Here is a 13,570-nt window from a genome sequence, read left to right as displayed (position 1 = left end):
CCCTCTTCGCGGATGAATCCGGCTCCCACAGGTCCAGTGGTGATCACAAAATCTGTGAACACCACTCCACTGTGGGAGCCGGATTCATCCGCGAACAGGTCTCCCCCCTCCAACTGACTATCAAGCAGTGACAGGCGCCACACTCACCTCGTCCTGCCCCATCCCCTCGCGCATCCGCGCCGCATCCCGACTGAAACACCGCGCCGCCTGGAACAGGAACAGCAGCGTCAGCAGCAACGCCGCCGGAATCAGGTACATCGCGTCATGCAGCCCCACGGCCTTGAATGCCTCGGTCATCTCCTGCGCGCCCGCCGCCAGCATCGCCGCATGGGCGAAATGATCGGACAGCAGGCCGACCACCACCGGCCCCAGACCACCACCCAACAGGTACAGACCGGCGAAATACACCGCCATCGCCATCGCCCGCAGCCGCGGTTCGACCACGTCCTGGATCGCGGTGTAGACGCAGGTGTAGAAGTTGTAGGCAAACAGCCAGCCCACACTGAATACAGCGACGAACACGCCGATCTCGATCCGTCCGGCATGCAGCGCCCAGGCGGTCGCCAGGGTCGACACCACCAGGCTCACGGCGGCGAACAGCAGGCGTCCGTTGGCGATACGCTGGTGGATCTTGTCCGCTACCCAGCCGCCCAGGGTCAGGCCGACCAGGCCGGTCAAACCGACAATCACCCCGGTGGCCACTGCGGCCTCCTGCAACGGCATCTGGAAATAGCGCTGCAGCATCGGCACCAGGAAGGAGTTGCAGGCATAGGTGGCGAAGTTGAACGTCAGTCCGGCCAGCACCAGCCAGAGAAAGGTCGGAATCGCCAGCAGGCGCCGCACGGGACGATCGATCCGGGTCTGTGCGACCTGGACGCTCTCCGCCGCGCCGCGCTTGGGCTCCCTGATGAAGAACATGAACAACGCCAGCACCAGCCCGGGCACCGCGGCAATGAAGAACGGCGCCCGCCAGCTGTCGAACGCCTTGACCATCGCACCAATGGTGAAAAACGCCAGCAGCAGCCCCAACGGCAGGCCAAGCATGAAGATCCCCATGGCACGGGCCCGTCGATGGGCCGGGAACAGGTCGCCGATCAACGAGTTGGCGGCTGGCGCATAGCTGGCCTCGCCGATACCGACGCCCATGCGTACCAGCAGGAAGCTCCAGAAGCTGCCCACCAGGCCATTGACCGCCGTCAGCCCGCTCCACACCGCCAGGCCCCAGCCCATCAGCTTGCTGCGCGAACCGTTGTCGGCCATGCGCCCCAGGGGCAGGCCGGCGATCGCATAGACGAGGGTGAAGGCGGTACCGATGATGCCGATCTGGAAATCACTCAAGTGCCATTCCATGCGGATCGGCTCGATGATGATCGCCGGGATGGTCCGGTCGAAGAAGTTGAACAGGTTGGCAAGGAACAACAGGAACAGAATGCGCCAGGCATTCGCCGCTTGGGTCGAGTTCTGCATGGGGTCCGTCTCTTTATTGTTATTGGGCTTCGCTGCGCGATCGTGCCCCCTCAATCTAGTCAGCCTGATATCGCCTGTCTGCCACCATTCGCGGCGCTGATACCGACCAATGGAGGCTCTATCGAGGCCGGCAAAAATACTTGTAACACCCCCTTACAAAGGCGCAGCCGAAGCCTAGAATAGTGCCAAACTCCCTCCCTCCTTCTTTCTCCGTTGACCTTCCATGTCTGATGCTAATCCGTGTCTGAATTGCGGTGCCTGCTGTTCCTATTTCCGTGTCTCGTTCTATTGGGGAGAGTGTGTTTCGGGCGGTGGCCTGGTGCCCGACGAACTGGTCAGCCAGATCAGCCCCAGCCGGGTGGCGATGATCGGTACCGAAGGCAAGAAACCTCGCTGCACCGCCCTGGAAGGGGAAGTCGGCCAAGGCGTCAGTTGCTCGATCTACAACCAGCGCTCCAGCCCCTGCCGCGAGTTCGATGCCGCCTGGGAAAATGGCGAACCCAACGAACGCTGCGACGCCGCCCGTGCCGCCTTTGGCCTGCCGCCCCTGGAGCCAGGGCAGTCGGACTTAGTACCAATCGCTATTTAGCCAATCGCCAAATCATTGGCAGCACTCTGCCATTAGCCCTTGCGTCACCGGGTGAGCCTCTATACTCCAATGCACTGGCCGGTGTCCGCGGCGCCGCCAGTTCAAGGCGTCTAGTACAGGGCATGCTATGGAATGGCTGGGGTTGCATTTTGTCAACGAACTTCCCGATAACGGGCAAGTACTGCTCGATTGCAGCCACAATCCGTTGCTGGTCATGCTGGCCTACCTGGTTGCCTGCGCCGCCAGCTTTGCCACGCTCGACATGGCCGAGCGTGTCGGCCATGTCGAGCATCCCGCCCAGCAACGGCTCTGGCGCTGGGTCGGGGCCTGTTGCCTGGCAGGCGGCATCTGGGCCATGCACTTCATCGGCATGCTGGCGTTCCAGACGCCCATCGTGGTGAGCTACGACCTGGTCACCACCCTGGTCTCACTGCTGATCGCCCTGTTCGCCTCCTTTCTTGCCATGCACACCCTCGGTCGCCCTGAACTGCGCCCGTCCCAGACCTTTCGCGCCGCCCTGTCGATGGGCCTGGGCATCGCCGCCATGCACTACGTCGGCATGTCCGCCGTCCGCTCGAGCGCGCAGCAGTACTACCAGCCGTGGCTGGCCGGCCTGTCGGTACTGATCGCCATCGGCGCGAGCCTGGCGGCCCTGCTGCTGGCCCGACACTTTCGCAGCGGCAGCGGCATGTTCCACCAATTGCTCAAGTACAGCGCCAGCCTGGTCATGGGTGCCGCCATCGTCAGCATGCATTTCACCGGCATGTGGTCGCTGCGCCTGGTGCTTCCGGAGGGTCACGTCGCCACTGCCGCAGTGGAAAACAATCACCTGCAACTGGGCATGACCATCGCCCTGATCACCCTGCTGATCATCGGCAGCAGTGTCAGCGCCGCCCTCTCCAACAAGAAACTGCAGCACAAGGAACAGGACCTGCGCCGGGTCAACGCGCTGCTCAGCCAGCTGGACCAGGCCCGCCTGTCCCTGGCCCAGGTCGCGCACTACGATCCGCTGACCAACCTGATCAACCGCCGCGGTTTCAACCAGATCTTCGCCGAGCGGCTGATCGAACGCGCCAGTCTCAACGGCATGCTGGCGGTGATGTTCCTCGATATCGACCACTTCAAGCGAATCAATGACAGCCTCGGCCACGACGCTGGCGACGAACTGCTCAAGGTCATTGCCGCGCACATCAAGAGCGCCACCCGCAGCCATGACGACGTGGTCGCACGTTTTGGCGGCGACGAATTCTGCATCGTCATCAGCGTGCACAAGCGCGACGAGGCCCGGAACATGGCCCAGCGCATCATGCAGAAGATGAAGGAGCCGATCGAACTGGCAGGCCGGCGCATGGTGATGACCACCAGTATCGGCATCGCCATCTTTCCCGAGGACGGCACGACCTGTGAGGAACTGCTGAAAAATGCCGACCTGGCGCTGTACCAGTCCAAGGATGCCGGGCGCAACAGCCTGCATTTCTTCAATGCAAACCTGAAGACCAAGGCAAGCCTGGAGCTGCAGCTGGAGGAACAACTGCGCCAGGCGCTGCGCGAAGGCCGCGAGATGCAGCTGTTCTACCAGCCGATCTGCGAGATCAAGAGCGGCCGGGTCACCAAGCTCGAGGCGCTGATCCGCTGGAATCATCCACAACACGGGCTGCTGACCCCGGACCGCTTCCTGCACATCGCCGAAGCCAACGGCCTGGTCGCCGCGCTGGATAACTGGGTGTTGCGCACGGCCTGCAACGACCTGGCAACCCTGGATGAACAGGGTCATGGCGAACTGATGGTCACCGTGAACTGCTCCTCGCTCAACCTGGCCCGCGAGGAACTGGCCGACGATATCGAAAACGTACTGCGGACCACCGGCATCTCGGCCCAGAGGCTGGAACTGGAGGTCACGGAAAACGCCCTGATGGGCAATATCACCAATACCCTGCAACTGCTGCGGCAGATGCGCAGCCTGGGCGTCTCGCTGTCGATCGACGACTTCGGCACCGGCTACTCATCGCTGGCCTATCTCAAGCGCCTGCCGCTCAACACCCTGAAGATCGATCGCTCGTTCATCCTCGACATCCCCAAGTCGGCCCCGGACATGGAGATCGTCCAGGCGATCATCGTCATGGCCCACACCCTGCACCTGCAAGTGGTCACCGAGGGCGTCGAGACCCAGCAGCAATTCGATTTCCTCGCCGAGTACGAGTGCGACTACATCCAGGGCCACCTGCTGAGCAAGCCGGTGCTGATGGAAGAGCTGCCTGCCGTGATCCAGCAGCTCAACCAGCGCCCACTGTCCTCTCCCGCCCCGCTCACTCCGCCAGTGGCGGCTCGCGATACAGATTCACCAGCGTCGCGGGATCCTTTTGCAGATACCCCTGGCTACCATGCAAGCGCATCAACTGTGCGGCCAATCCGCTGATCGGTGTCGCCGAACCCTGCTCACGGGAAAACTTCACCGCACCGTCCAGGTCCTTGAGCAGGGTGCGCACATGCCACTTGATCGGCTCGAAACGGCTCTCGGCCATCTGCGGAGCGAGGATCTGCAGCGGCCTTGAGTCGGCGAAACCACCACTGAGCGCCTCGGCCAGCAGGCTGGCGTCCACGCCGGAACGCTCCGCCAACGCCACCACTTCCGCAATGACCAGGGCATTGCAGGCGACGATCATCTGGTTGCAGGCCTTGGTCACCTGCCCGGCGCCCACCGTGCCCATGTGCGTGACCCGCTGGCCAAGACTCAGCAGTACCGGGCGAACCCGTTCCAGGTCAGCCGCCTCACCACCGACCATGATCGCCAGGCTACCGGCCTCGGCACCGGCAGTACCACCGGAGACCGGCGCATCCAGCCAGTGCATGCCACGCTCGGCCAGCAACCTTGCGGCCATTTGCCGCGTCGCCGTCGGTTCCAGGCTGGAAAAATCCACCAGCAGCTGCCCTGCCCTCGCCGCCTGCGCCACGCCGTGAGCACCGAAAACCACATCCTGCACCACCGACGTATCGGCCAGGCAGAGCATCACCACATCCGCCTGCCCGCATAGCTCGGCGGGCGTCGCAACCTGCCGCGCACCGGCCGCCACCAGCTCGGCACACTTGTGCGGTGACCGGTTCCACACGGTCAGGGGATACCCCGCCGCCAGCAAGCGACGGCACATCGGCAGGCCCATCAGGCCGATTCCGGCGAAGCCCAGCGCAGGTAGTACAGAATTCATAAAAAGTTCCCCGTCAATTAAAGAACGCCAATTTCTGGCCGATTCAACGATACGCAAACCAGGGATCGCCCCAGGGAAACCTAGGGCCAGCCCCTATCGATCGAGCCAATATCGCGCGTTAAAGTCGCGATCTCTCACCGTGATGGCGCGTTGACATCCTCTCGACCGCCCAACCAGACCAGGCATATGGCGCACAATGACCTCCAAAAATAACCCAGCCAACGCAGTATCCGATCTGATGTCGCCCGCGGTCGTGGAAAAAACCTACAAGGCCTACTCGACGCCACGCCCCCTGGCGACCCAGCAGTACCTTTATTTCACTGAAACCAATACGGATCGTATCCTCGACAACCTCGACGGCCTGCGCGACATGGTATTTCCGCGCCCACCGCACCAGGAAGCCGAGAACGAAGCCCGTCGCGAGCAGGAATTCCCCTCGGTCTGCCTGATCGGCCTGGGCCGTTGCGGCTCGAACATCGCGCTGGATGTCGCCGAACTGGTCTACAACGCCCGCAAGTTCTATCTCAACGAATTCAACAACGACGACAAATCCGCCGACAAGGGTTATCGCCCAGCCCAGTGGATCCGCAACAACCTGCGCCTGGTCCAGAACAAGTCCGCCAAGCCGGTGTTCCTGGTCGAGCCGCTGGTAATGCTCGGCGACCTGGACAAGGACATTGCCGGCCGCATCCGCTTTTCGCGCAAGGGCGAGAAAAGCGGTTTCATTCGCGACTACAGCAAGATGAAGATCATGGACCTGTCCGAGGTCCATGCCGGTGGTGCGGGTAACGCGCCGATCCTCGGCCAGTACCTGGCCAAGATCATCCTGAACAAGGACACCCAGCGCTTCTCCAGCCCCGACTGGAAGATGATCCACTCGTACCTGATCGACTCGTGCGGCATCAAGGCCAACCAGTCGCGCCTGTACTTCTCGATCTTCAGCGCCGGCGGCGGTACCGGTTCGGGCATGGCCTCGGAGTTCGGCCTGGCCCAGCAGTACTCGTACATGAACAAGACGTTCGACACCAAGCCGATGGATGAACACGACAGCAAGAGCGGTCATTCCTTCGTCTTCGAACCGATCTTCACCAGCGGCATCTGCGTGCTGCCGAACATTTCCGACCATCGCAGCGAAATGTCCGAGGCCCTGCACATCAACGCCGGCCGTCTGCTCTGCAAGTACCTGTCGGAAGAATGGGATTTCTCATACAACTTCGACAACGACGACAGCAGCGAAGCCAGCGTCATGGGCCGTATCCGCCCATGGAACGCAATGATGCTGATCTCCAACGACATCATGCGTTATGCCGAAGAGAACGATGACGGCAACATCCAGAACATCGATGTCAACGCCATGGAGAAGCACGCCAACCAGTACATCTCCCAGCAGATCTTCAACATCCTCACCGCCCAGGCGGTGACCACCGACTACGACCAGAACTACTTCCGCCGGGCCGGCATCGACATCGGCGAGACCATCCGCCTGGATGCCAACGACCTGTTCATGAGCCTGGCAGGTCCCGTGGCGATCGCCTACGCCGAATCCGTGGTACCGGAACAGCCGGCGCCGACCAGCGACAAGTTCAAGGTGTTCGAGAAAGAGCAGCAGCGCCTGAACATCGATGACCTGTTCTTCCGCTCCATCGACCTGCCGCACTTCAACAAGGTGACCCAGGCCATCGAGGGCATCAGCCTGCTGCCCATCGAGTCCAAGCGCTACCGCGCCGCCCTGGAACAGTACAAGGCCTCGGGTTATGACGCGGCGGCACTGCACGACCTGCACTTCTTCAAGAACTGCTCGTCGGTGGTCTCGATCGTCTCGCTGCCCAAGGACTACAAGCTGTCCTACATGGACCTGAACCGGCTCAAGACCCACCTCAACAGCCTGTTCCCCAACACCACGCTCAAGCGCTACGCACTGGTGATCGGCGCCTCGGCCAACCTGTCGCTGACCACGCTGATCGCCAAGAGCCCATGCCTGTCGGACGATTTCCTGACCCTGATCGTGGCCTTCATCAAGCGCTGCTTCGCCCGCAACCCGTACCGTTTCGACGATACGCTGGACAACTCGATGCTCGAGTTCATCACCCGCGATGAATTCGACGAAGGGCACATCGACGACCTGCTCAACGAGTTCGAGAACCCGGCGAAGATCCTCGACACCAACTGGTATGCGATCAAGCCGATGTACGAGAAGAAGTACCGCGAGCTGATCAACGACAAGGACAAGTTCGTCTCGATCAACGACATCCGGCTGTCGCGCGATTGCGTGAAGAAGGCGATCAAGTACCTGCGCGAGATCTACCGTCACCGCATCGGCAAGACCAAGGTCATTTCCTTGAACAGCCACACCGGTCGCACCGAGTACTGAGCCGACCGGGCACCACCCTCACCCTGTGGGAGCCCGGCTTGCCGGCGAAGCTTCTGGCGGCCTCAAGGGCCCATTCGCCGGCAAGCCGGGCTCCTACAGAATCGGGTGTCGTGGCAGGGAAGCTGGGATATGCCTACCAAAGACTGTGGATTTTCTCCACGGGCAAACTGCCATTACTGCGTCATGCGGTTACTGCGCTACACACTCATAGGCCAAAAACGCATAACGCATGTGCACCATTACAGTGCCAGCAATCACTTCGATGCCCTTTCCTGGATCATCACCCAGGGCGATACCACCACCGCCCAGAGGCTCGGATCACGCTCGAAAAGATCCTGGGCCCGCGTTTCAGACACCTTGGCCAGGGCTCCGGTCGCCAACCAGTCCGCCACTTTTTCGGCCTGGTTCTCGGCCATGGCCTCGGCTGCGGCGACCAGATCCAGGGACGGTTCGACCCACAATAGGGCACCCCGGGCAAAGAACGGTTGCAACTCCTCCCAGCGGATAGATGCAGTTTCACCAAGCAGCTTGGCATAGAGGGTGCTAGGTTCTTGAGTCATGGGGTTCTACCTGAGAAAAAATCGGCGCAATCATAACGTCGGGACCCAGGCAGAAAAACCCGGATGTAAAGGTTGGGGTGAAAGAGGGAACGGATGGCAGGGATTGCCGTGAAAGCTCAGCAACATTCAGATAACAATCTGCATGGCCATCTGCCGCTATTCTGTCTCTTTCTTTCATTTAGGCGACATCCCCCGATTTTGCCCTTGGCTGCCCGCTATCCAAGCGATAAACGAGCGCTCTAAACTGTATCGGTACAGTTGCCAGGTGAAATCGGGTCGTCAAACCCGGTTCTGCTGCCTCGGCGTCAGGACTATAAAAATTACAACAGCAAGAGTGGAGCACTAATGACTAAGCAGATTTCCAAACTGTTCGCCGCTATGGTTCTGGCCGGTATCGCCAGCCATTCTTTCGCTGCAGACACCATCAAGATCGGCATCGCCGGCCCCAAGACCGGCCCTGTGACCCAATACGGTGACATGCAGTTCACTGGCGCGAAACAGGCCATCAAGGACATCAACGCCAAGGGCGGCGTCGATGGCAAGAAACTCGAAGCGGTTGAATACGATGACGCCTGCGATCCGAAACAGGCCGTTGCCGTAGCCAACAAGGTTGTCAACGACGGCGTCAAGTTCGTCATCGGCCACCTCTGCTCCAGCTCCACCCAGCCTGCTTCGGACATCTACGAAGACGAAGGCGTGATCATGATCACCCCGGCTGCCACCAGCCCTGAAATCACCGCCCGTGGCTACAAGCTGGTGTTCCGCACCATCGGCCTGGACAGCGCCCAGGGCCCTGCCGCCGGCAACTACATCGCCGACCACGTGAAACCAAAAGTGGTTGCCGTGCTGCACGACAAGCAGCAATACGGTGAAGGCATCGCCACCGCGGTCAAGCAGACCCTCGAGAAGAAAGGCGTGAAAGTCGCCGTCTTCGAAGGCCTGAACGCCGGTGACAAGGACTTCTCCTCGATCATCCAGAAGCTCAAGCAGAACAACGTCGACTTCGTCTACTACGGTGGCTACCACCCAGAGCTGGGCCTGATCCTGCGCCAGTCCAAGGAAAAAGGCCTGAACGCCAAGTTCATGGGTCCGGAAGGCGTCGGCAACGACTCCATCTCGCAGATCGCCCAGGACGCTTCCGAAGGCCTGCTGGTGACCCTGCCGAAGTCCTTCGACGCCGATCCGGAGAACAAGGCCATCGTCGACGCCATCAAGGCTGACGGCAAGGACCCAAGCGGTCCGTTCGTATTCCCGGCCTACTCCGCTGTCGAGCTGATCGCCGACGGTATCAAGAACGCCAAGAGCGAAGACACCGCCAAGGTGGCTGCGGCCATCCACGCCGGGACCTTCAAGACCCCGACTGGCGAGCTCTCCTTCGACGAGAAAGGCGACCTGAAGAACTTCAAGTTCGTGGTATACGAGTGGCACTTCGGCAAGCCGAAAACCGAAGTCTCCCCTCAGTAACACAGGCCTGACCGGTCAAGAAGCCCACTGTTTGCACAGTGGGCTTTGTTTTACGAGGTTTATGGGCCTGACACCCGCGATCCGGGAGCTGGCTCACCTGAAAATCTTAAAACCGTCACCAGCGGTTCGCTGGCAAACGCTCGTGCCAACGTGGCGAAAGACCACGCCTGACGAGCCGGAACATGACTCCACCAGTGAAATGCGTATCGGGTTTTTAGGAGCGCTGTAATGCCTGAGATCTATCACTTCTTCCAACAGCTGGTTAATGGCCTGACCATTGGCAGCACCTATGCCTTGATAGCCATTGGCTACACAATGGTTTACGGCATCATTGGAATGATCAACTTCGCCCATGGCGAGGTCTACATGATTGGTTCCTACGTGGCCTTCATCGTCCTTGCCGGGCTGGCCATGATGGGTATCCATTCCCTGCCGCTGTTGATGACCGCCGCGTTCATCGCGACGATCGTCGTGACCAGTGCCTATGGCTACAGTATCGAACGCGTTGCCTACCGCCCACTGCGCGGCAGCAACCGTCTGATCCCGCTGATTTCCGCCATCGGCATGTCGATTTTCCTGCAGAACACCGTACTGCTGTCCCAGGACTCCAAGGACAAGTCCATTCCCAACCTGATCCCGGGGAGCATTTCCTTCGGTCCGGGGGGCGCAGAGGAAGTACTGATTTCCTACATGCAGATCCTGGTCTTCGTGATCACCCTGATCGCCATGACCGGCCTGACCCTGTTCATCTCCCGTTCTCGCCTGGGCCGCGCCTGCCGCGCCTGCGCCGAAGACATCAAGATGGCCAACCTGCTGGGGATCAACACCAACAACATCATTGCCCTGACCTTCGTCATCGGGGCGGCCCTGGCGGCCGTCGCCGCCGTGCTGCTGAGCATGCAGTACGGGGTGATCAACCCCAACGCCGGCTTCCTGGTGGGCCTGAAGGCCTTTACCGCCGCGGTACTGGGTGGCATCGGCAGCATTCCGGGCGCCATGCTCGGCGGGTTGGTACTGGGTGTGGCCGAAGCCTTTGGCGCCGACGTGTTCGGCGACCAGTACAAGGATGTGGTGGCGTTCGGTCTTCTGGTTCTGGTGCTGTTGTTCCGTCCGACCGGCATCCTGGGCCGTCCGGAGGTTGAGAAAGTATGAACAGATATCTCAAACAGGCGCTGTTCAGCGCCCTGCTGGTGTGGGCCGTGGCCTTCCCGGTACTCGGCCTGAAGCTGAGCATCGTCGGCATCAATCTCGAAGTGCACGGCACCGGTCCCCTGACCCTGACCGTGATCGCCCTGTGCTCGGTGCTGATGTTCCTGCGCGTGCTGTTCAGCCAGCAGGTCAGTGCGATGTTCAAGTCGTCCCGTGGTCCGCTGGTCTCGCCCAAGGTCGGTCAGTTCCTGACCCTGCCGAAAACCCAGCGCTGGATCATCATCGGCCTGATCGTGGCCGCACTGATCTGGCCGTTCTTCGGCTCGCGCGGGGCGGTCGACATCGCCACCCTGATCCTGATCTACGTGCTGCTGGGCCTGGGCCTGAACATCGTGGTCGGTCTCGCCGGCCTGCTCGACCTGGGTTATGTCGGTTTTTATGCCGTCGGCGCCTACAGCTATGCGCTGCTGTCGCACTACTTCGGTTGGAGCTTCTGGCTGTGCCTGCCGGTCGCCGGCCTGATGGCCGCCACCTTCGGCTTCCTGCTCGGCTTCCCGGTGCTGCGCCTGCGCGGTGACTACCTGGCCATCGTGACTCTCGGCTTCGGCGAGATCATCCGCCTGTTCCTGCGTAACCTCACCGACCTCACCGGCGGCCCCAACGGCATCAGCAACATCCCCAAGCCGACCTTCTTCGGCCTGAGCTTCGAGCGCAGCGCCGCCGAGGGTGTGAAGACCTTCCACGAGTTCTTCGGGCTGACCTACAACCCGGTGAGCAAGGTGGTGTTCCTCTACCTGGTCGCCCTGCTGCTGGCGCTGTTCGCCCTGTTCGTGATCAACCGCCTGCTGCGCATGCCGATCGGCCGCGCCTGGGAAGCGCTGCGTGAAGACGAGATCGCCTGCCGCGCACTGGGCCTGAACCCGACCGTGATCAAGCTCTCGGCGTTCACCCTGGGTGCCTGCTTCGCCGGTTTCGCCGGCAGCTTCTTCGCCGCCCGCCAGGGCCTGGTGACCCCGGAGTCGTTCACCTTCATCGAGTCGGCGATCATCCTCGCCATCGTCGTACTGGGTGGCATGGGCTCGCAACTGGGCGTGATCCTCGCGGCGATCGTGATGATCCTGCTGCCGGAGCTGATGCGTGAATTCAGCGATTACCGCATGTTGATGTTCGGCGCCATGATGGTGCTGATGATGATCTGGCGTCCCCAGGGTCTGCTGCCGATGCAACGTCCACACATGGAGCTGCGCAAATGAGCCGCGAGATCCTGAAAGTCGAAAACTTGAGCATGCGCTTCGGCGGCCTGCTGGCGGTCAACGGCGTGGCCCTGACCGTGAAGGAAAAACAGGTCGTGGCCCTGATCGGTCCCAACGGCGCCGGCAAGACCACCGTGTTCAACTGCCTGACCGGTTTCTACAAGCCGAGCGCCGGCAGCATCATCCTCGACGGCCAGCCGATCCAGGGCCTGGCCGGCCACGAGATCGCCCGCAAGGGCGTGGTGCGGACCTTCCAGAACGTGCGCCTGTTCAAGGACATGACCGCGGTGGAAAACCTGCTGATCGCCCAGCACCGCCACCTGAACACCAACTTCCTGGCCGGGCTGTTCAAGACCCCGGCGTTCCGCAAGAGCGAACAGGAAGCCATGGAGTACGCCGCGTACTGGCTGGAGAAGGTCAACCTGACCGAGTTCGCCAACCGTCCGGCCGGTACCCTGGCCTACGGCCAGCAACGTCGCCTGGAAATCGCCCGCTGCATGATGACCCGTCCGCGGATCCTCATGCTCGACGAACCGGCGGCCGGCCTGAACCCGAAGGAAACCGACGACCTCAAGGCGCTGATCAGCGTGCTGCGCGAAGAGCATGGCGTGACCGTGCTGCTGATCGAGCACGACATGAAACTGGTCATGAGCATTTCCGACCATATCGTCGTGATCAACCAGGGCACCCCCCTGGCCGATGGCACGCCACAACAGATCCGCGACAATCCCGAAGTGATCAAAGCCTACCTGGGGGAAGCGTAAATGCTGCAGTTCGAAAACGTTTCCACCTTCTACGGCAAGATCCAGGCCCTGCACAGCGTCAACGTGGAAGTTCGCCAGGGTGAGATCGTCACCCTGATCGGCGCCAACGGCGCGGGCAAGTCGACCCTGCTGATGACCCTCTGCGGTTCGCCGCGTGCCCACAGCGGCAGCATTCGCTACCTGGGCGAAGAGCTGGTCGGGCAGGAATCCTCGCACATCATGCGCAAGAGCATCGCGGTGGTGCCGGAAGGCCGCCGGGTGTTCTCGCGCCTGACCGTCGAGGAGAACCTCGCCATGGGCGGTTTCTTCACCGACAAGGGCGACTATCAGGAGCAGATGGACAAGGTCCTGGGCCTGTTCCCGCGACTCAAGGAACGCTTCAGCCAACGCGGCGGCACCATGTCCGGCGGCGAGCAGCAGATGCTCGCCATCGGCCGCGCGCTGATGAGTAAGCCCAAGCTGCTGCTGCTCGACGAGCCGTCGCTGGGCCTGGCCCCGATCATCATCCAGCAGATCTTCGATATCATCGAACAACTGCGCAAGGACGGTGTGACGGTGTTCCTGGTGGAGCAGAACGCCAACCAGGCGCTGAAGATCGCCGACCGCGCCTACGTGCTGGAAAACGGCCGGGTGGTGATGGAAGGCAGCGGCAATGACCTGCTGACCGACCCGAAAGTCCGCGAGGCGTACCTGGGCGGTTGATTCCAGCCAGGCGTCACGAGAAAGTTCGACCTGAAGCTCGACCTGAAA

General features: G+C 61.4%; 11 protein-coding genes. 8 read left to right on the top strand and 3 right to left on the bottom strand.

Annotated features, from left to right (window positions below; genetic code table 11):
* Nucleotides 1–120: 120 nt before the first annotated feature.
* Nucleotides 121–1,467 (bottom strand): spinster family MFS transporter, encoded by a 1,347-nt coding sequence (locus HU752_RS07595; protein ID WP_186681898.1) that lies wholly within the window; start codon nucleotides 1,465–1,467, stop codon nucleotides 121–123.
* A gap of 223 nt (nucleotides 1,468–1,690) precedes the next feature.
* On the opposite strand from HU752_RS07595, the gene HU752_RS07590 reads away from it, so the two are divergent.
* Both HU752_RS07590 and HU752_RS07585 read left to right on the top strand, forming a co-directional pair.
* Nucleotides 1,691–2,056: a YkgJ family cysteine cluster protein gene (locus HU752_RS07590; protein WP_186681900.1), complete on the top strand. Its 366-nt coding sequence runs from the start codon at nucleotides 1,691–1,693 to the stop codon at nucleotides 2,054–2,056.
* 127 nt (nucleotides 2,057–2,183) lie between these two features.
* Nucleotides 2,184–4,472 carry a putative bifunctional diguanylate cyclase/phosphodiesterase gene (locus tag HU752_RS07585; RefSeq protein WP_186681902.1) on the top strand — a complete coding sequence of 763 codons (2,289 nt, stop codon included), beginning with the start codon at nucleotides 2,184–2,186 and terminating at the stop codon, nucleotides 4,470–4,472.
* Here the strand turns inward: HU752_RS07585 and HU752_RS07580 are convergent.
* Nucleotides 4,363–5,259 (bottom strand): NAD(P)-dependent oxidoreductase, encoded by an 897-nt coding sequence (locus tag HU752_RS07580; RefSeq protein ID WP_186681904.1) that lies wholly within the window; start codon nucleotides 5,257–5,259, stop codon nucleotides 4,363–4,365. The genes HU752_RS07585 and HU752_RS07580 overlap by 110 nt on opposite strands.
* 196 nt (nucleotides 5,260–5,455) lie before the next feature.
* Between HU752_RS07580 and HU752_RS07575 the strand changes: the two genes are divergently transcribed.
* Complete coding sequence (locus HU752_RS07575) at nucleotides 5,456–7,630, top strand: hypothetical protein (RefSeq protein ID WP_186681906.1); 2,175 nt, start codon at nucleotides 5,456–5,458, stop codon at nucleotides 7,628–7,630.
* 254 nt (nucleotides 7,631–7,884) lie between these two features.
* Here the strand turns inward: HU752_RS07575 and HU752_RS07570 are convergent, their stop codons facing one another.
* Nucleotides 7,885–8,190: a DUF2288 domain-containing protein gene (locus HU752_RS07570; RefSeq protein ID WP_186681907.1), complete on the bottom strand. Its 306-nt coding sequence runs from the start codon at nucleotides 8,188–8,190 to the stop codon at nucleotides 7,885–7,887.
* A 345-nt stretch (nucleotides 8,191–8,535) separates the two neighbouring features.
* Here HU752_RS07570 and HU752_RS07565 point away from each other — a divergent pair, with 345 nt between their 5' ends.
* The 5 genes from HU752_RS07565 to HU752_RS07545 all read left to right on the top strand — a co-directional run bounded on the left by HU752_RS07565 (nucleotide 8,536) and on the right by HU752_RS07545 (nucleotide 13,522).
* Complete coding sequence (locus tag HU752_RS07565) at nucleotides 8,536–9,654, top strand: branched-chain amino acid ABC transporter substrate-binding protein (protein ID WP_054061011.1); 1,119 nt, start codon at nucleotides 8,536–8,538, stop codon at nucleotides 9,652–9,654.
* A 228-nt stretch (nucleotides 9,655–9,882) separates the two neighbouring features.
* Nucleotides 9,883–10,806, top strand: a complete 924-nt coding sequence (gene livH, locus HU752_RS07560) for a high-affinity branched-chain amino acid ABC transporter permease LivH (protein WP_054061010.1) — start codon at nucleotides 9,883–9,885, stop codon at nucleotides 10,804–10,806.
* Nucleotides 10,803–12,056 carry a high-affinity branched-chain amino acid ABC transporter permease LivM gene (locus tag HU752_RS07555; protein ID WP_186681909.1) on the top strand — a complete coding sequence of 418 codons (1,254 nt, stop codon included), beginning with the start codon at nucleotides 10,803–10,805 and terminating at the stop codon, nucleotides 12,054–12,056. Before livH ends, HU752_RS07555 begins: the two co-directional genes overlap by 4 nt.
* A complete protein-coding gene (livG, locus tag HU752_RS07550; protein ID WP_186681911.1) occupies nucleotides 12,053–12,820 on the top strand; it encodes a high-affinity branched-chain amino acid ABC transporter ATP-binding protein LivG in 768 nt (255 codons plus the stop codon). Before HU752_RS07555 ends, livG begins: the two co-directional genes overlap by 4 nt.
* Nucleotides 12,821–13,522, top strand: coding sequence for an ABC transporter ATP-binding protein (locus tag HU752_RS07545; RefSeq protein ID WP_186681913.1), 702 nt, complete (start codon nucleotides 12,821–12,823; stop codon nucleotides 13,520–13,522). It abuts the gene before it with no gap.
* Nucleotides 13,523–13,570 lie beyond the last annotated feature (48 nt).

Source organism: Pseudomonas vanderleydeniana (assembly GCF_014268755.2).
GTDB classification, from domain to species: domain Bacteria; phylum Pseudomonadota; class Gammaproteobacteria; order Pseudomonadales; family Pseudomonadaceae; genus Aquipseudomonas; species Aquipseudomonas vanderleydeniana.
This window is presented reverse-complemented; position numbering and strand designations above follow the sequence as displayed.

Bases quoted from the DNA above. Each gene is read 5' to 3' on its own strand.
- HU752_RS07580 (WP_186681904.1), bottom strand. From the start codon at position 5,259: ATGAATTCTGTACTACCTGCGCTGGGCTTCGCCGGAATCGGCCTGATG.
- livG (WP_186681911.1), top strand. From the start codon at position 12,053: ATGAGCCGCGAGATCCTGAAAGTCGAAAACTTGAGCATGCGCTTCGGC.
- HU752_RS07565 (WP_054061011.1), top strand. From the start codon at position 8,536: ATGACTAAGCAGATTTCCAAACTGTTCGCCGCTATGGTTCTGGCCGGT.
- HU752_RS07590 (WP_186681900.1), top strand. From the start codon at position 1,691: ATGTCTGATGCTAATCCGTGTCTGAATTGCGGTGCCTGCTGTTCCTAT.
- HU752_RS07575 (WP_186681906.1), top strand. From the start codon at position 5,456: ATGACCTCCAAAAATAACCCAGCCAACGCAGTATCCGATCTGATGTCG.
- HU752_RS07555 (WP_186681909.1), top strand. From the start codon at position 10,803: ATGAACAGATATCTCAAACAGGCGCTGTTCAGCGCCCTGCTGGTGTGG.
- HU752_RS07595 (WP_186681898.1), bottom strand. From the start codon at position 1,467: ATGCAGAACTCGACCCAAGCGGCGAATGCCTGGCGCATTCTGTTCCTG.
- HU752_RS07545 (WP_186681913.1), top strand. From the start codon at position 12,821: ATGCTGCAGTTCGAAAACGTTTCCACCTTCTACGGCAAGATCCAGGCC.
- HU752_RS07570 (WP_186681907.1), bottom strand. From the start codon at position 8,190: ATGACTCAAGAACCTAGCACCCTCTATGCCAAGCTGCTTGGTGAAACT.
- HU752_RS07585 (WP_186681902.1), top strand. From the start codon at position 2,184: ATGGAATGGCTGGGGTTGCATTTTGTCAACGAACTTCCCGATAACGGG.
- livH (WP_054061010.1), top strand. From the start codon at position 9,883: ATGCCTGAGATCTATCACTTCTTCCAACAGCTGGTTAATGGCCTGACC.